This window comes from Streptomyces sp. NBC_00019, assembly GCF_045041015.1.
In the GTDB taxonomy this organism is placed as follows: Bacteria; Actinomycetota; Actinomycetes; order Streptomycetales; family Streptomycetaceae; genus Streptomyces.
In genome coordinates this window covers 7,807,995-7,824,398 of the sequence record NZ_CP108302.1, presented here as the reverse complement: position 1 = coordinate 7,824,398, position 16,404 = coordinate 7,807,995, and the positions used below count along the sequence as shown (strand labels likewise).

Below are 16,404 nucleotides of genomic sequence, written 5' to 3'. Positions count from 1 at the left end.
CGGAGCGCCGCGGCCGCCGTCTCGACCGGACAGTCGGCGCCCTGTTCACCCGCCCCGACGCCGTCCGCCAGCGGCTCGGCAGGCTCCGGGAGATCACCGCCGGGTCACTGAACGAGCCATTCACGGACGGCGGTTCGGGGCCACTGCACACGCTTCACCGGCGGTGGGCGCTCAGCAGCCGGCCAGCGGTCAGCCGCCGTCAGCGTGACGTCCTGCTGCCGGGACGCGTGGAACCGGGGAAGGGGCAGGCCGCCCTGCGGGGCGAGTTCCATGACGGTGGCCTCGACGTGTGCCGTGCCGGGCTCGAGCGCTCCGGGCGAGGGCTTGCCCGTGTTCTCCCAGCGGTGCTCGACGCCGTCGCAGACGGCCTGGGTGCCGCCGATACCGTGGCGGACGGACGGGGACTTCTGTCCCACGGAGGAGCTCACGAAGACCGGGCCCGAGTTGCCGAGACAGCGGTAGGTGCCGGAGAGGGTGACCGTGCCGTCGGCGGCGATGCTGCCGGCCGGGTCGACGGTGACCGTCTCGTAGGGGTCGGCGGCGGCGGTGGGGGCCGCGGCCAGGAGGAGCAGCGCGGCAAGGACGAGGGCGGGGCGTACGGGCATGGGGATGCCTTCCGAATGAGCGGAACAGGATCCCCCACTCGTACCGGTCGGGCGCCCCGACCGGCGTGATCGTCACTCCTTCGGTGGCGAGTCCGCAGCGGTCTTCGTGGATCGGTCCTGGTGTTGTCCGCGTGTTGTCACGGTTGGCGTCCGGCCGTTCCGATGAGTTCTCGGCGGGAGCATGGTCTATCCATAGGGACGACCCGTAGGGATCGTCCTCCGACGTGGAGGTGCGTCATGTGTTCCCACCAGCCTTCGTGCTCTTCCTCCGACACCGCCGCGTCGCACGTCGTGGCCGCCCATCCCGAGCAGGGGTGGAGCCTGTTGTGCGACGGGGCGATCGTCTTCGACGACACCGGTGAGCTGCGGCCGGACGGGAGTGCCGTGGGGCCGGTCGAGCGACTGGCCATGGCGGCCTGATTCCCGGGACCTAGGGCAGGACCGCGAAGCCGTCCAGTTCCACCAGCGCCTCCTCGTCCCACAGGCGTACGACCTGGACGACGGCCATCGCGGGGTAGTTCCGGCCCGCCAACCTCCGCCAGATACCCCCGAGTTCAGCGGCTCGGGTGCGGTAATCGGCGACATCCGTGGCGTAGACGGTGACGCGGGCGAGGTCGGCGGGGGTGCCGCCGGCCGCTGTCAACGCTCCCAGCAGATTGGTGAGCGCCCTCTCGAACTGCTCCACGAGCCCCTCCCCCACGACTTTCCCGTCGGTGTCGAGGGCGGTCTGGCCGGCCAGGAAGACCACGCAGGTGCCGGTGGCGACGACGGCGTGGGAGAAGCCGGCCGGTGGGGAGAGGTGGGGCGGGTTCACGCGCTCGGTGCTCACCGGGGTGCCTCCGACTCCGCGTACAACTCCTTGTACAACTCCTTCGCGATGATGCCGTGTTGGACCTCGCTCGCCCCCTCGTAGATGCGTGGGGCGCGTACCTCGCGGTAGAGGTGTTCGAGGAGGTGGCCGCGTTGCAGGGCGCGGGCGCCGTGCATTTGGACGGCGGCGTCGACGACGTACTGCGCGGTCTCGGTGGCGAGCAGCTTCGCCATCGCGGCGCGCTTGGGGACGTCGAGGGCGTCCTCGTCGTACGCCGTCGCCGCCGCGTACACCATGAGGCGGGCCGCGTCGGTGCGCAGGGCGAGCTCGGCGACCCGGTGGGCGACCGTCTGGAGGTCCTTCAACTTGCCGCCGAACGCGTCCCGTTGCGCGGTGTGGGCGAGGGTCGCGTCCAGGGCCGCCTGGGCCATGCCGACCGCGAAGGCGCCGACGCTGGGGCGGAACAGGTTGAGGGTGCCCATCGCCACCCGGAAGCCGCGGTCGGGCTCGCCGAGGACGTCGTCGCCCGTGACGGGCACGGCGTCGAAGCCGAGGGCGCCGATGGGGTGCGGGGAGAGCATGTCGAGTGCGGTGCCGGTGAGTCCGGGACGGTCGGCGGGGACGAGGAAGGCGGTCACACCACGGGCTCCGGCACCGGGGGTGGTGCGGGCGAAGACGGTGTAGAAGTCGGCCTCGGGCGCGTTGGAGATCCAGCACTTCTCACCGCTGAGACGCCAGCGGGAGGAACCCTCGGGCTCGGCGCCGAGCACTCCACCTTCCGCCTCGATGCCGGGGACATCCGCGCGCGGGCCGCCTCCGGAAACCTCCGCGCGCGATTCACCACGGGAAGCATCTGCCCGCCGCCCACCGCCACCGGGAGCGCCCACGTCCGGCCCGTCGCCAGGCGCCCCGGCCCGGTCCGCTCGCAGCGTCAGCGCCGCCGCGTCCGACCCGGCGCCCGGCTCGCTCAGCGCGAATGCGGCCACTGCGCGGCCCTCGCCCACCGGGGGGAGCCAGCGCTCTCGCTGCGCCGGTGTCCCGTATGCGTGGACGGGATAGGCGCCCAGCCCCTGTAGCGCGAGCGCGGTCTCCGCCTCGGTGCAGGCATAGGCGAGGGACTCCCGCATCAGGCACAGGTCGAGCGCGCCGGAGGTGAACAGCCGCCGCAACAGGCCCAGTTGACCGAGCTCGGCGAGCAGCGGCCGGTTCACGCGCCCCGGCTCGCCCTTCTCCGCCAGCGGGCGCAGCCGCTCCGCGGCCATGGCACGCAGCTCCGCACACCAGGCGGTTTGTACCGGATCGAGCGAGAATGCGGGCATTGCCGGTCCCCTCTCTCCACTGGACCCTTCGACGATATCGCGTCCCATTGACTGTCGTCACCAAGACGATACGCTCGTTGCGCTAGGGCCTGTCACCACGCCCACAAGGCAGCCATCAGGCAGGGGGCGAACCGCCATGAACCTCTCGGCGCACGTCGACACCTTCGCGCGCGACCATCTCCCGCCCCCGGACCAGTGGCCCGAACTCCATTTCGATCTGCCGGAGCTGCGGTACCCCGATCGGCTGAACTGTGCCGCCGAACTGCTGACCGGCCCGCCCGACGACAACCCGGCGTTCCACACCCCCACCGAGGACACCTGGACGTACGGCACCCTGCGCGCCCGCGTCGACCGGCTCGCACATCTCCTCACCGGGGACCTCGGCGTCGTACCCGGCAATCGCGTGCTCCTGCGCGGGCCGACCTCGCCCTGGCTCGCGGCCTGCTGGCTGGCGGTCCTGAAGGCGGGCGCGGTCGCGGTGACGGTGCTGGCGCAGCAGCGGCCGCACGAGCTGGCCACGATGTGCGAGATCGCGCAGGTCAGGCACGCACTGTGCGACATCCGGGCGGTCGACGACCTCGCGAAGGCCGAGATACCGGGGCTCAGGATCACGACCTACGGCGGTGACGCGCCCGACGACCTGCTGAACAGGACGGCGCCGGACACGCCGTACGCCGCCGTGGAGACCGCCGCCGACGACGTGGCGCTGATCGCCTTCACCTCCGGCACCACCGGGCGCCCCAAGGGATGCATGCACTTCCACCGGGACGTGCTCGCGATAGCCGACACCTTCTCGCGGCATGTGTTGCACCCACAGGCGGATGACGTCTTCGCCGGCAGTCCCCCGCTCGGGTTCACCTTCGGACTCGGCGGGCTCGTCGTCTTCCCCCTGCGGGCCGGCGCCAGCGCGCTCCTGCTCGAACAGGCCGGTCCCAAGCAACTGTTGCCCGCGATCGCCGCACACCGGGTCTCCGTCGTGTTCACCGCGCCGACCGCCTACCGCGCCATGCTCGACGAACTGGACGCGTACGACACCACGTCCCTGCGCCGCTGTGTCTCCGCAGGCGAGAACCTTCCCGCGGCCACCTGGCAGGCCTGGCACGAACGGACCGGGCTGCGGATCATCAACGGCATCGGCGCGACCGAGCTGCTGCACATCTTCATCTCGGCCGCCGACGAGCACATCAGGCCGGGGACCACCGGGGTGCCCGTACCGGGCTGGCACGCGCGCGTGGTCGACGAGGACGGCCGGGACAGGCCCGACGGGGAGCCCGGGCTGCTCGCCGTGCGCGGGCCCGTCGGCTGCCGCTATCTCGCCGATCCACGGCAACGGGATTACGTGCGCGGCGGCTGGAACATCACCGGGGACACATACGTCCGTGAGGGCGACGGCTACTTCCGCTATGTCGCCCGCGCGGACGACATGATCATCTCGGCCGGGTACAACATCGCGGGCCCCGAGGTCGAGGACGCGCTGCTGCGCCACCCCGACGTCGTGGAGGCCGCGGTTGTGGGGCGGGCGGACGAGGCGCGGGGGCAGGTCGTGGTGGCGTACGCCGTGGTCAAGGAGGGCGCCGAGCGGGACGCCGAGGAGCTGCGCGCGTTCGTGAAGGCGGAGCTGGCGCCGTACAAGTGTCCGCGCGAGATCGTCTTCCTGGACGCGCTGCCGCGCACGGCGACCGGCAAGCTCCAGAGGTTCAGGTTGCGCACCGAGGGTGACCAGCAGTGATGCCGAAGACCTAAGATGATCAACGTGTCCGACCAGCATGCACCACGGTCTCTCATCGTCACGCTCTACGGCGCCTACGGCCGCTTCGTGCCCGGCCCGGTACCGGTCGCCGAGCTCATCCGGCTGCTCGCGGCGGTCGGCGTGGACGCCCCCTCCGTACGTTCGTCGGTGTCCAGGCTCAAACGGCGCGGGCTGCTCGTGCCGGCCCGTACGGTGCAGGGCACGGCCGGGTACGAACTGTCGCCGGACGCCCGTCAGTTGATGGAGGACGGCGACCGGCGCATCTACGCCGTCGAACCGCCCGAGGACGAGGGCTGGGTGCTCGCCGTCTTCTCCGTGCCGGAGTCGGAGCGGCAGAAGCGGCACGTGCTGCGCTCACGGCTGGCCGGTCTCGGCTTCGGCACCGCGGCACCGGGCGTCTGGATCGCGCCCGCGCGGCTGTACGAGGAGGCCCGGCACGTGCTCCAGCGGCTCCGCCTCGACCCGTACGTCGACTTCTTCCGCGGCGAGCACCTCGGCTACGCCCCGACCGCCGAGTCCGTGGCCCGCTGGTGGGATCTCGCGGCGATCGCCAAGGAGCACGAGGACTTCCTCGACCGCCACGCGCGCGTGCTGCGGGACTGGGAGCAGCGCGAGGACACTCCGCCCGAGGAGGCGTACCGCGACTATCTCCTCGCCCTGGACTCCTGGCGCCACCTCCCCTACGCCGATCCCGGCCTGCCCGCCCGGCTGCTCCCGGAGGACTGGCCGGGCAGCCGCTCGGCGGCGGTGTTCCGGGGGCTGCACCGGCGGCTGCGGGACGCGGGGGCCGGCTTCGCCGGGGTGTGACCTCACGCACAACACAGGTAGCTAAGGGAACCCTCAGGTTCCTCTGCCCCTCTTCTCAAGTTTCTTACCTAGGGTCCCTCAGGTCGCCCGAAGGTAAGGAAGAGGACTGTTGCGCATGACCACCACGGCAAGGACAGGCCCCAGGGCTCAGGGAGCCACGGTCTGGCTCACCGGGCTGCCGAGCGCGGGCAAGACGACCGTCGCCCGTCACCTCGGTGAGCGGCTGAAGGCCGAGGGACACCGGGTGGAGGTCCTCGACGGCGACGAGATACGCCGCTTCCTCTCCGCGGGCCTGGGCTTCTCCCGAGAGGACCGCAACACGAACGTGCAGCGCATCGGGCTGGTCTCCGAGGTCCTCGCCCGCAACGGCGTGCTGTCCGTCGTCCCCGTCATCGCGCCCTACGCCGACAGCCGCGAGGCCGTCCGCAAACGGCACGAGGCGAGCGGGACGCCGTACATCGAGGTGCATGTCGCCACTCCGGTCGAGGTGTGCAGCGAGCGGGACGTCAAGGGCCTGTACGCCAGACAGGCCGCGGGCGAGCTGTCCGGGCTGACCGGCGTCGACGACCCGTACGAGCCGCCGGTGGACGCGGCGCTGGTGCTGGAGACGCAGGCGCAGACCCCGCAGGAGTCGGCGGCCGCGGTGTACGCGGTGCTGGCGGATCGGGGGCTGGTGTGAGCACCGTGACCACCGGGAAGAACTTCACCCTCTCCCACCTGGACGCTCTCGAATCCGAGGCCGTGCACATCTTCCGCGAGGTGGCGGGCGAGTTCGAGCGGCCGGTGATTCTCTTCTCCGGCGGCAAGGACTCCATCGTCATGCTGCACCTGGCGCTGAAGGCGTTCGCCCCGGCCGCGATCCCCTTCTCGCTGCTGCACGTCGACACCGGGCACAACTTCCCCGAGGTCCTCGACTACCGGGACCGCACGGCCGTCCGACATGGGCTCCGACTCCATGTGGCCTCCGTACAGGACTACATCGACCGGGGTGTGCTCCGCGAACGCCCCGACGGGACCCGCAACCCGCTGCAGACGCTGCCCTTGACGGAGAAGATCCAGAGCGAGCGCTTCGACGCGGTCTTCGGCGGTGGCCGGCGTGACGAGGAGAAGGCCCGCGCCAAGGAGCGCGTGTTCTCCCTGCGCGACGAGTTCTCGCAGTGGGACCCGCGCCGCCAGCGCCCCGAGCTGTGGAACCTCTACAACGGCCGGCACGCCCCCGGCGAGCACGTCCGTGTCTTCCCGCTGTCCAACTGGACCGAGCTGGACGTCTGGCAGTACATCGCCCGCGAGGAGATCGAGCTGCCGGAGATCTACTACGCGCACCAACGCGAGGTCTTCCAGCGGGCCGGCATGTGGCTGACCGCCGGTGAGTGGGGCGGGCCCAGGGCGGACGAGACCGTCGAGAAGCGGCAGGTGCGCTACCGGACCGTCGGCGACATGTCCTGCACCGGCGCGGTGGACTCCGACGCCGACACCATCGAGAAGGTGATCGCCGAGGTCGCCGCCTCCCGGCTGACCGAGCGGGGCGCGACCCGCGCCGACGACAAGATGTCCGAGGCCGCGATGGAAGACCGCAAGCGCGAGGGGTACTTCTAACCATGACCGCCACCACCGACACGGCCGGCACCACCATCGACACCCTCCGTTTCGCGACGGCCGGTTCGGTCGACGACGGCAAGTCCACGCTGGTGGGCCGGCTGCTGCACGACTCCAAGTCGGTCCTCGCCGACCAGCTGGAGGCCGTGGCGCACGCGTCCCGCAACCGTGGCCAGGAGACCCCGGACCTGGCGCTGCTGACGGACGGTCTGCGCGCCGAGCGCGAGCAGGGCATCACCATCGACGTCGCCTACCGCTACTTCGCCACCCCGGTCCGCCGGTTCATCCTCGCCGACACCCCCGGCCATGTGCAGTACACCCGCAACATGGTCACCGGAGCCTCCACGGCCGAGCTGACGATCATCCTCGTCGACGCCCGCAACGGCGTGGTCGAGCAGACCCGCCGCCACGCCGCGATCGCGGCTCTCCTGCGGGTCCCGCACGTGGTTCTCGCCGTCAACAAGATGGACCTCGTCGGGTACGAGGAGAAGGAGTTCGACCGTATCGTCGAGGACTTCGCCGGGCACGCGGCCGAGCTGGGCCTGCCTTCCTTCACACCGATCCCGGTGTCGGCCCTCGTCGGCGACAACGTCGTGGACCGCTCGGCGCACATGGACTGGTTCGGGGGTCCGGCGCTCCTGGAGTTCCTGGAGAACGTGCCCGTAGGTGTCGAGGCCGCGGACGCGCCGGCCCGCTTCCCGGTGCAGTACGTCATCCGCGACGGCGAAGTCCGCCACTACGCGGGCCAGTTGGTGTCGGGCGCGCTCCGGGTCGGTGACCGGGTCACGGTCCACCCCTCCGGCGAGAGCTCCGAGATCACCGGTATCGACGTGCTCGGTGTTCCGGCCGAGGTCGCGTACGCGCCGCAGTCGATCGGTGTGCGCCTCGCGGACCAGCGGGACGTCTCGCGCGGCGACATGATCACGGCCGGCGTCGATGTCCCGGCGCTCACGCGGGACGTCCGGGCGTCCGTCTGCCATCTGGCCGACCGCCCGCTGCGGATCGGCGACCGGGTGCTGGTGCGGCACACGACACGGACGGTCAAGGCGATCGTCAAGGACCTCGACGGCGCCGGGGAGTTGAGCGCGAACGACCTGGGTCGTGTCACCCTGCGCACCGCCGAGCCGCTGGCGCTCGACGACTACGCGCTCTCGCGGCGCACGGGTGCGTTCATCCTGATCGACCCGGCGGACGGGTCGACGCTGACGGCGGGCATGGTCGAGCTCTCGTAAGCACCTTCCCGCGAACGCCCTCAAGTCCCCAGCGTCAGGCGGGGCTTGGGGGCGTCCGTGCGTCCGGTCTGCGGGCGCCGGCTGCCCGCCCGGTACGGGTCCGGCCAGCCGACGCCGGGCCCCTCGTACCCCTGCTCGGCGGCGGCGTGCAGCGTCCAGTGCGGGTCGTAGAGGTGCGGGCGGGCGAGGGCGCACAGATCCGTACGCCCGGCCAGGATCAGGGAGTTGACGTCGTCCCAGGAGGAGATCGCGCCGACCGCGATCACCGGGACGCCGGTCTCATGGCGGATGCGGTCCGCGAAGGGCGTCTGGTACGACCGCCCGTACTCGGGCCGTTCGTCCGCCACGACCTGTCCGGTCGACACGTCGATCGCGTCAACGCCGTGCGCGGCGAAGGCGCGGGCGATCTCGACGGCGTCCTCGGCGGACGTGCCGCCCTGTGCCCAGTCGGTGGCGGAGATCCGGACCGTCATGGGCCGTTCCTCCGGCCACACGCCCCGTATGGCGTCGAAGACTTCGAGGGGGAACCGGAGCCGCTTCGCGAGGGTGCCGCCGTAGGCGTCCGTGCGGCGGTTGGTGAGCGGGGAGAGGAATCCGGACAGCAGGTAGCCGTGCGCGCAGTGCAGTTCGAGCAGGTCGAAGCCGGCCCGGGAGGCTCGCCAGGCGGCGGCGGCGAACTGTTCGCGGAGGTCGGTGAGTTGGGCGCGGCTGAGCTCGTGCGGGGTCTGGTTGCCTGGCCCGTACGGGATCGGGGACGCGGCCACCACGGGCCAGTTGCCGTCGGGCAGCGGCTCGTCGATGCCCTCCCACATCAGCTTGGTCGAGCCCTTGCGGCCGCTGTGGCCGAGCTGGATGCCGATCGCGGTGCCGGGCGCCTGGGCGTGCACGAAGTCGGTGATCCGCTTCCAGGCCTCGGCCTGCCTGCCGGTGTAGAGGCCGGTGCAGCCGGGGGTGATACGGCCCTCCGCGCTGACACACACCATCTCGGTCATCACCAGACCCGCGCCGCCGAGCGCCCTCGCCCCCAGGTGGACGAGGTGGAAGTCGCCGGGGAGGCCGTCGGTCGCCGAGTACATGTCCATCGGGGACACCACGACCCGGTTGCGCAGGGTCAGGCCGCGCAGCCGGAACGGGGTGAACATCGGGGGCGTACCGGGTGGGCAGCCGAACTCGCGCTCCACGGCTCCGGTGAAGCGGGCGTCGCGCAGCCGCAGGTTGTCGTGGGTGACGCGGCGGCTGCGGGTGAGCAGGTTGAAGGCGAACTGGCGGGGCGGCTGGTCGAGGTAGCGGCCGAGGTTCTCGAACCACTCCAGGCTGGCGAGGGCGGCGCGCTGCGTGGAGGCGACGACGGGTTTGCGTTCCGTCTCGTAGGCGGCCAACGCCTGCTCCAGTGACGGCTGTTCCTCCAGACAGGCGGCCAGGGCGAGGGCGTCCTCGACCGCGAGCTTGGTGCCCGAGCCGATCGAGAAGTGCGCGGTGTGGGCGGCGTCGCCGAGGAGGACGGTGTTGCCGTGGGACCAGTGTTCGTTGACGACCGTACGGAAGGTGGTCCACGCGGACTTGTTGGAGCGCAGCGACCTGCCGCCGAGCGCGTCCGCGAAGATCTTGGCGCAGCGTTCGACCGACTCCTGCGGGGTGACTTCGTCGAAGCCGGCCGCCTGCCAGACCTCCTCACGCATCTCGACGATCACCGTCGAGGCGTCTGGCGCGTACGGGTAGCCGTGCAGCTGCATCACGCCGTGTTCCGTCTCGGCGATCTCGAAGCGGAAGGCGTCGAAGGCGAAGTCTGCGGCGAGCCAGATGTAGCGGCAGTGGTGGGTGGTCACCTGGGGGCGGAACGCCTGGGCGTGGGTTTCGCGGGTGGTGCTGTTGACTCCGTCGGCGGCGATGACGAGGTCGTGGGTGGTCGCGAGGTCGGGCGGGGCCTCGGTGCGGAAGCGGAGGTCGACGCCGAGGTCGTGGCAGCGGGTGTGCAGGATCTCGAGGAGGCGTTTCCTGCCGAGGGCGGCGAAGCCGTGGCCGCCGGAGGTGTGGCGGGTGCCTCGGTGGACGATGTCGATGTCGTCCCAGCGGATGAAGTCCTGCTGGAGGGCCTCGTAGACCAGGGGGTCGGCGTGTTCGATGCCGCCCAGGGTTTCGTCGGAGAGGACTACTCCGAAGCCGAAGGTGTCGTCGGGGGCGTTGCGTTCCCAGACGGTGATCTCGCGGGTCGGGTCGAGGCGTTTGAGCAACGCTGCCGCGTACAGCCCTCCCGGGCCGCCGCCGATGATCGCGACGCGTAGGGGGTGGCTGGTCGTCGTCGGCGGCTGCGGGTCGTGTGTGGCTGGTCGCGCCCGCGCGGCGGTAGCCGCAGATTCAACACAGCCCCGCGCCCCTGGGCAAGCCACAGTTACCGTCCTTGCCATTTGGGAGGCCTTTTCTCCGTGAACGCCTTGTGGAACTCCGCGTAGTCCTCGCCGTTCATCAGCAAGGCCTGCGTCGACGCGTCCAGTTCCACGCTCGCCGCCAGCGGCATGTCCAGTTCCGCCGTCAGCAGTGCCTTCGTCTGGGCGTACGCCAGTGCCGGGCCGTCGGCCAGGCGGCGGGCCAGTGTCTGGGCCGCCTCGTCCACGCCGCCCTCGTCCGTCAGCTCGCTGATCAGGCCGATGCGCTCGGCCTCGGGTGCCCGCACCGGTTCGCCCAGCATCAGCAGGCGGGTCGCGTGGCCGAGGCCCACCACCCGGGGCAGCAGGTACGCCGCGCCCATGTCTCCGCCCGACAGACCCACCCGGGTGAAGAGGAAGGCGAATCGGGCCGTGGGGTCCGCCACCCTGAAGTCCGCCGCCAGGGCCAGTACCGCCCCCGCGCCCGCCGCCACGCCGTGCACGGCCGCGATCACCGGGAACGGACACTCCCGTACCGCCCGCACGACCTGCCCGGTCATCCGGTTGAAGTCGAGGAGCTGGGCCGTGTCCATCGACAGGGTCGCGCCGATGATCTCGTCCACGTCGCCGCCGGAGCAGAAACCGCGGCCCTCGCCGGCCAGCACCAGGGCGCGTACCGACCGCTCCCGGGAGAGCTCGGCGAGCAGGTCGCGCAGGTCGGCGTAGGCGCCGAAAGTGAGTGCGTTGAGTTTGTCGGGGCGGGCGAGGGTCACGGTGGCGACGCCGGACGCGACCTCCACGCGCAGATGTTCCCAGCGGGTGGTGCGGGCGGCGGAGCCGGTGAAGGGACTCATGCGGTGCGGCCTCCCCAGATGAGGTGCGCTCTACCCTTCGAAGCTATCACTCATCTTTGACTGTCGTCACGAGTGCGCGATAACACCGTACGGATCTGACCTGGACCGGTCACATCTGTCACGGCTCGTCGACAGAGCGGCTACGGCGGGAGCAGCCGTGCGAGGGAGGGCGTTGTGAGGGGTAAGCCGCCCGGTAACGGGGCCGAAGGTCCCGTACGGTGCCCGTCGGATGCCTCTGCCGGGCGGCGCCGTACCATTCATAAGGTTGAAAGCAGGACAGCCTGCTCATGAACGGAACCGCCTTGCAAGATCGCCCCTCAGCCTCCGCCTCCTGGCGCATCGCGCTGCCGCACTCCGCAGCGGCCGTGCCCGTCGCCCGTGCACTGGTGCGCACGGCGCTGGCCGAGCTGGAGCACGGGGCCGACAGCGACACCGCTGAGCTGCTGACGGCCGAGCTGGTCGCGAACGCCGTGGAGCACACCGCCGGGGACGCCCCGATAGAGCTCGTCGTGGAGCTGCTGCCCAGCGGCTGCCAGGTCGAGGTGCACGACCCGGACCCGGCGCCGCCCGGCAACCTCACCCGTCCCGTGGACACCGAGCCGGACCCCTGGCAGGAGCACGGGCGCGGCCTGCTGCTGATCCGCGCCCTCAGCTCGTCCTGCGGGCACCGCCCCACCGAGTCCGGCAAGGCGGTGTGGTTCAGGCTGCCGGCGGTGCCGTCGCAGTGGCGGCCCGCGTAGCCGTCAGGCCAGCGTCGCCACCAGTACCGCCTTGATCGTGTGCAGGCGGTTCTCCGCCTCGTCGAAGACGACCGAATGGGCCGACTCGAAGACCTCGTCGGTCACCTCGAGGGACTCCAGGCCGTGGGAGTCGTATATCTGCTGGCCGACCTTGGTACCCAGGTCGTGGAAGGCCGGGAGGCAGTGCAGGAACTTGACGTCCGGGTTGCCGGTGGCGCGCAGGACGTCCATGGTCACGGCGTACGGGGCAAGGGCCGTGATCCGCTCGTCCCAGACCTCCTTGGGCTCACCCATGGAGACCCAGACGTCCGTGGCGACGAAGTCCGCGCCCGCGACGCCCTCCGCCAGGGACTCGGTGAGGGTGATCCGGGCCCCACTGTCGACGGCGATCTGACGGGCCCGTTCCACGATGTCCTGGGCGGGCCAGTAGGTCTTCGGGGCGACGATCCGGACATCCATGCCGAGCAGGGCGCCGGTGATCAGGTAGGAGTTGCCCATGTTGAAGCGGGCGTCGCCGAGGTAGGCGAAGGCCGTCTCCTTGAGCGGCTTGCTGCTGTGCTCGGTCATCGTCAGGACGTCGGCGAGCATCTGGGTGGGGTGCCAGTCGTCGGTGAGGCCGTTGTAGACGGGTACGCCGGCGAACGCGGCCAGCTCCTCGACCTTCTGCTGGCTGTCCCCGCGGTACTCGATGCCGTCGTACATCCGGCCCAGCACGCGGGCGGTGTCCTTCACGGACTCCTTGTGCCCGATCTGCGAGCCCGACGGGTCCAGGTACGTCGTGGAGGCACCCTGGTCGGCGGCCGCGACCTCGAACGCGCAGCGGGTGCGCGTCGAGGTCTTCTCGAAGATGAGCGCGATGTTCCGGCCCCGCAGGTACTGGGTCTCGGTCCCGGCCTTCTTCGCGGCCTTCAGTTCGGCGGCCAGCCCGATCAGACCGAGGAACTCCTCCCCCGTGAAGTCGAGCTCCTTGAGGAAGTGGCGCCCGGCGAGGGCGGTCGGGACGGTCGCCATGGGGGCGCTCCAGAGATACGAGTGACAGGTACTCCTGGAAGTCTATACGACATCCGGCATTTATATGCGATCGCGTGTGCTTCTATACGGCCTCCCGTTCGACCGGACAGCTCATACAGCGCGGCCCGCCCCTCCCCCGCCCCAGCTCGCTGCCCGGGATCTCGATGACCTCGATGCCCTGCTTGCGCAGATGGGTGTTGGTGGTGGCGTTGCGCTCGTAGGCGACGACGACGCCCGGCTCGACGGCCAGGACGTTGCAGCCGTCGTCCCACTGCTCACGCTCGGCGGCGTGCACATCCTGGGTCGCGGTCAGGACGCGGATCTCGTTGAGGCCGAGAGCGGCGGCGATCGCGCGGTGCATGTGCTCCGGTGGGTGGTCGGTGACCTTCAACTCCTTGTCGCCGACGCCCGGTTCGATGGTGTACGAGCGGAGCATGCCGAGCCCGGCGTACTGGGTGAAGGTGTCGCCGTCGACCATCGTCATCACGGTGTCGAGGTGCATGAAGGCGCGGCGCTTGGGCATGTCGAGGGCCACGATCGTCTGGGCGGACCCGGCATCGAACAGCTTGTGCGCGAGCATCTCCACGGCCTGGGGTGTCGTCCGCTCGCTCATGCCGATGAGGACGGCGCCGTTGCCGATGACGAGGACGTCCCCGCCCTCGATGGTGGACGGGTAGTCCGCCTGGCCCTCGCTCCACACGCGGAACGTCTCGTCGCGGAAGAGGGGGTGGTGCCGGTAGATCGCCTCGAAGTGGACCGTCTCGCGCTGCCGGGCCGGCCAGCGCATGGCGTTGACGGAGACGCCGTCGTAGATCCAGGCGGAGGTGTCACGGGTGAAGAGGTGGTTGGGGAGGGGGGCGAGGAGGAACTCGTCGAGGTCCATGACATGGAAGCGGACCGAGACCGGCTCCTCGTGGGCCTCCAGGAACTCCCGCTTGGTCATACCGCCGACGAGCGCCTCGACCAGTTCGGGCGCGGGCAGTGACTCGAAGGCGGCACGGAGGTGGTCGGTGGCCAGGACGCCGTACTCCTTCTCGTCGAAGACCCGGTCCAGGACGAGGGTGCGGGCCGCCGGGATCGCCAGGGCCTCGGTGAGCAGGTCGCCGAAGAGGTGGACGGTGACCCCGCGGTCGCGCAGCACGTCCGCGAAGCCGTCATGCTCGGCGCGCGCCCGGCGCACCCACAGCACGTCGTCGAAGAGGAGGGCGTCCTTGTTGCTGGGGGTGAGCCTTTTGAGCTCGAGATCCGGCCGGTGCAGGATGACGCGGCGCAGCCGCCCGGCTTCGGAGTCGACATGGAATCCCATGAGTCCATCCTGACCACCGACGACCGTCTTCACCCCCCGCTTGACCACTTACCTTTCTCGTCCCCTTGACGATAATCAGCTCGCACGGTTATCGTCGCTGAGACGAAAAGAGGGTCTCGTGGCAGACATCACCCGGCGCCTGGGCTGGCGCCATCTGCGTGGCGCACCGACCGCGCATGTACGGCACCACCGCGGCGGACAGCTCCTGCACGACGGGCCGGGCCTGAGCTTCTGGTTCCGCGCCCTGACCGCGGCGCTCTCCGAAGTACCGGTCGACGACCGGGAGTTGGCGATGACCTTCCACGCCCGTACGTCCGACTTCCAGGACGTGGCGGTGCAGGCGACCGTGACCTACCGGATCAGCGACCCGGCGCTCGCCGCGGCCCGCCTGGACTTCTCGATCGACCCGGACACGGGCGCGTGGCGCGGCACACCGCTGGAGCAGCTGGGCACGCTGCTCACGGAGACGGCGCAGCAGCACGCGCTGGATGTGCTGGCCCGTACGTCGTTGTCGGCGGCGCTGATGGACGGTGTGGCGGCGGTACGGGAGCGGGTGACGGCGGGGCTGGCGACGGAACCGCGGCTGCCGGCCACGGGGATCGAGGTGGTGGCCGTCCGTGTGGTCGCGCTGCGACCGGAGCCGGAGGTGGAACGGGCGCTGCGCACCCCTGCCCGCGAGCAGATCCAGCAGGAGGCGGACCGGGCGACGTACGAGCGACGGGCGGTGGCGGTCGAGCGGGAGCGGACGATCGCCGAGAACGAGCTGGCCAGCCAGATCGAACTCGCCCGGCGCGAGGAGCAGTTGGTGGAGCAGCGCGGTACGAACGCCCGGCGGGAGGCGGAGGAGCACGCGGCGGCGGACGCGGTACGGGCCGGGGCGGAGGCGGCACGATCGGTCAGGCTGGCCCACGCCGAGGCCGAGGGCGCGCAGGCGGTGGGCGCGGCACGGGCTCAGGCGCAGGCGGCGTGGCTCCAGGTGCACACGGATGTGGACGTGACCGTCCTGCACGCGCTCACCGCGAGCCGGCTGGCGGAGAACCTCCCCCGCATCGACAGCGTGACGGTGTCGCCGGACGTCCTGACCGGGCTGCTGGCCAAGCTGGGCACGCGGGACCGCGCGTGAGCCTCGCCCCGCGGGTCGTCCTCGTCCACCGCACCACGGAGTACGAGGAGTTGGTGGCCCACCACGGCACCCACGGCCAGGCCGCCTTCTTCCTCTCCTCCCGCGGCCGCGACATCGAGGAGGTGGCCGAGCGCCACCGCCGTACGCGACGCGCACTCGCGGAGGTGACCGCGGCGATCCCCCTGACCTGGCGTCAGTCACGGGTGGAACGCGGTGACTTGGACCGCTTCCTGTTCGCCCCCGAGGACGTGGTGGTCGTGGTCGGCCAGGACGGACTGGTGGCGAACGTCGCCAAGTACCTCTCCGGACAACCAGTGTTGGGCATCGACACCGACCCCGGCCGCAACCCGGGTGTGCTGGTACGCCATCGCCCCCAGGACGCCGCGAAACTCCTGACGGCCGGCACCCCGCCGGTCGACGAACTCACCATGGTCGAGGCGGTCGCCGACGACAGCCAGCGTCTGGTCGCCCTCAACGAGATCTACCTGGGCGCCCCGGGCCACCAGACCGCCCGCTACCGCCTGGGCCTCGACGACCACGGGGGTGCCGCCGAGGCCCAGGCTTCCTCCGGAGTGCTGGTGGGCACGGGGACGGGCGCGACGGGGTGGGTGCGGTCGGTGTGGCAGGAGCGGGGCAGCGATCTGCCTCTGCCCCGCCCCACCGAGGACCGCCTGCTGTGGTTCGTCCGCGAGGCCTGGCCCTCGCCGGCCACCGGTACCTCACTGGTGGCCGGCGAACTGCCGGCGTCGGCCGCCCTGCACCTCACCGTCGAGTCCGAACGGCTGATCGCGTTCGGGGACGGGATGGAGTCGGACGCCCTGGAGCTGACCTGGGGCCAGAGCGTCCGCGCGGGTGTGTACGCGGAGCGGCTGAGGCTGGTCGGCTGA

The 16,404-nt window shown here is 71.0% G+C and carries 15 protein-coding genes and 1 pseudogene; 9 read left to right on the top strand and 7 right to left on the bottom strand.

Translation table 11 applies throughout. The annotated features are described in order from the left end of the window. Nucleotides 1–197: 197 nt before the first annotated feature. Nucleotides 198–605 (bottom strand): annotated as a pseudogene (locus OHU89_RS36770) (DUF6299 family protein); the annotation flags it as partial. 237 nt (nt 606–842) lie between these two features. On the opposite strand from OHU89_RS36770, the gene OHU89_RS36765 reads away from it, so the two are divergent. Further along, nucleotides 843–1,025, top strand: coding sequence for a DUF5999 family protein (locus tag OHU89_RS36765; protein WP_266886960.1), 183 nt, complete (start codon nt 843–845; stop codon nt 1,023–1,025). A gap of 10 nt (nt 1,026–1,035) precedes the next feature. On the opposite strand, the gene OHU89_RS36760 is transcribed toward OHU89_RS36765, so the two are convergent. Both OHU89_RS36760 and OHU89_RS36755 read right to left on the bottom strand, forming a co-directional pair. Next, the gene (locus tag OHU89_RS36760; protein ID WP_405649261.1) at nt 1,036–1,434 is read right to left on the bottom strand and encodes a RidA family protein; all 399 of its coding nucleotides are present in this window, start codon (nt 1,432–1,434) and stop codon (nt 1,036–1,038) included. Next, a complete protein-coding gene (locus OHU89_RS36755; protein ID WP_405649260.1) occupies nt 1,431–2,735 on the bottom strand; it encodes an acyl-CoA dehydrogenase family protein in 1,305 nt (434 codons plus the stop codon). Before OHU89_RS36755 ends, OHU89_RS36760 begins: the two co-directional genes overlap by 4 nt. 136 nt (nt 2,736–2,871) lie before the next feature. Here OHU89_RS36755 and OHU89_RS36750 point away from each other — a divergent pair, with 136 nt between their 5' ends. From OHU89_RS36750 to OHU89_RS36730, 5 genes are all read left to right on the top strand, one after another. After that, nucleotides 2,872–4,464 carry an AMP-binding protein gene (locus OHU89_RS36750; protein WP_405649259.1) on the top strand — a complete coding sequence of 531 codons (1,593 nt, stop codon included), beginning with the start codon at nt 2,872–2,874 and terminating at the stop codon, nt 4,462–4,464. 15 nt (nt 4,465–4,479) lie between these two features. Beyond that, on the top strand, nt 4,480–5,292 hold the full coding sequence (locus OHU89_RS36745; protein ID WP_405649257.1) for a PaaX family transcriptional regulator C-terminal domain-containing protein: 813 nt from the start codon (nt 4,480–4,482) through the stop codon (nt 5,290–5,292). A gap of 115 nt (nt 5,293–5,407) precedes the next feature. Then, the gene (gene cysC, locus OHU89_RS36740; RefSeq protein WP_405649256.1) at nt 5,408–5,971 is read left to right on the top strand and encodes an adenylyl-sulfate kinase; all 564 of its coding nucleotides are present in this window, start codon (nt 5,408–5,410) and stop codon (nt 5,969–5,971) included. Then, nucleotides 5,968–6,888 carry a sulfate adenylyltransferase subunit CysD gene (gene cysD, locus OHU89_RS36735; RefSeq protein ID WP_405649255.1) on the top strand — a complete coding sequence of 307 codons (921 nt, stop codon included), beginning with the start codon at nt 5,968–5,970 and terminating at the stop codon, nt 6,886–6,888. Before cysC ends, cysD begins: the two co-directional genes overlap by 4 nt. 2 nt (nt 6,889–6,890) lie before the next feature. After that, a complete protein-coding gene (locus OHU89_RS36730) occupies nt 6,891–8,120 on the top strand; it encodes a sulfate adenylyltransferase subunit 1 (RefSeq protein ID WP_405649254.1) in 1,230 nt (409 codons plus the stop codon). A gap of 20 nt (nt 8,121–8,140) precedes the next feature. Here the strand turns inward: OHU89_RS36730 and OHU89_RS36725 are convergent, their stop codons facing one another. Next, a complete protein-coding gene (locus tag OHU89_RS36725) occupies nt 8,141–10,525 on the bottom strand; it encodes a bifunctional salicylyl-CoA 5-hydroxylase/oxidoreductase (RefSeq protein WP_405649253.1) in 2,385 nt (794 codons plus the stop codon). Beyond that, nucleotides 10,510–11,337, bottom strand: coding sequence for an enoyl-CoA hydratase family protein (locus tag OHU89_RS36720; RefSeq protein WP_266886978.1), 828 nt, complete (start codon nt 11,335–11,337; stop codon nt 10,510–10,512). The genes OHU89_RS36725 and OHU89_RS36720 overlap by 16 nt, the downstream gene beginning before the upstream one ends. 287 nt (nt 11,338–11,624) lie before the next feature. Between OHU89_RS36720 and OHU89_RS36715 the strand changes: the two genes are divergently transcribed. Continuing rightward, the gene (locus OHU89_RS36715; RefSeq protein WP_046263104.1) at nt 11,625–12,077 is read left to right on the top strand and encodes an ATP-binding protein; all 453 of its coding nucleotides are present in this window, start codon (nt 11,625–11,627) and stop codon (nt 12,075–12,077) included. 3 nt (nt 12,078–12,080) lie between these two features. Here OHU89_RS36715 and argF read toward each other — a convergent pair whose 3' ends face one another. Together argF and OHU89_RS36705 are read right to left on the bottom strand one after the other, a co-directional pair. Then, on the bottom strand, nt 12,081–13,088 hold the full coding sequence (argF, locus tag OHU89_RS36710) for an ornithine carbamoyltransferase (protein WP_405649252.1): 1,008 nt from the start codon (nt 13,086–13,088) through the stop codon (nt 12,081–12,083). A gap of 82 nt (nt 13,089–13,170) precedes the next feature. Further along, nucleotides 13,171–14,394 (bottom strand): arginine deiminase, encoded by a 1,224-nt coding sequence (locus OHU89_RS36705; RefSeq protein ID WP_266886984.1) that lies wholly within the window; start codon nt 14,392–14,394, stop codon nt 13,171–13,173. Between the two features lie 118 nt (nt 14,395–14,512). Between OHU89_RS36705 and OHU89_RS36700 the strand changes: the two genes are divergently transcribed. Both OHU89_RS36700 and OHU89_RS36695 read left to right on the top strand, forming a co-directional pair. After that, the gene (locus tag OHU89_RS36700) at nt 14,513–15,517 is read left to right on the top strand and encodes an SPFH domain-containing protein (protein WP_405649251.1); all 1,005 of its coding nucleotides are present in this window, start codon (nt 14,513–14,515) and stop codon (nt 15,515–15,517) included. After that, complete coding sequence (locus OHU89_RS36695; protein ID WP_405649250.1) at nt 15,514–16,404, top strand: hypothetical protein; 891 nt, start codon at nt 15,514–15,516, stop codon at nt 16,402–16,404. The genes OHU89_RS36700 and OHU89_RS36695 overlap by 4 nt, the downstream gene beginning before the upstream one ends.

Coding starts and splice junctions, on each gene's coding strand:
- OHU89_RS36730 (WP_405649254.1), top strand. CDS start 6,891: ATGACCGCCACCACCGACACGGCCGGCACCACCATCGACACCCTCCGT.
- OHU89_RS36725 (WP_405649253.1), bottom strand. CDS start 10,525: ATGGCAAGGACGGTAACTGTGGCTTGCCCAGGGGCGCGGGGCTGTGTT.
- OHU89_RS36705 (WP_266886984.1), bottom strand. CDS start 14,394: ATGGGATTCCATGTCGACTCCGAAGCCGGGCGGCTGCGCCGCGTCATC.
- cysC (WP_405649256.1), top strand. CDS start 5,408: ATGACCACCACGGCAAGGACAGGCCCCAGGGCTCAGGGAGCCACGGTC.
- OHU89_RS36715 (WP_046263104.1), top strand. CDS start 11,625: ATGAACGGAACCGCCTTGCAAGATCGCCCCTCAGCCTCCGCCTCCTGG.
- OHU89_RS36765 (WP_266886960.1), top strand. CDS start 843: ATGTGTTCCCACCAGCCTTCGTGCTCTTCCTCCGACACCGCCGCGTCG.
- OHU89_RS36755 (WP_405649260.1), bottom strand. CDS start 2,735: ATGCCCGCATTCTCGCTCGATCCGGTACAAACCGCCTGGTGTGCGGAG.
- argF (WP_405649252.1), bottom strand. CDS start 13,088: ATGGCGACCGTCCCGACCGCCCTCGCCGGGCGCCACTTCCTCAAGGAG.
- OHU89_RS36745 (WP_405649257.1), top strand. CDS start 4,480: ATGATCAACGTGTCCGACCAGCATGCACCACGGTCTCTCATCGTCACG.
- OHU89_RS36720 (WP_266886978.1), bottom strand. CDS start 11,337: ATGAGTCCCTTCACCGGCTCCGCCGCCCGCACCACCCGCTGGGAACAT.
- OHU89_RS36750 (WP_405649259.1), top strand. CDS start 2,872: ATGAACCTCTCGGCGCACGTCGACACCTTCGCGCGCGACCATCTCCCG.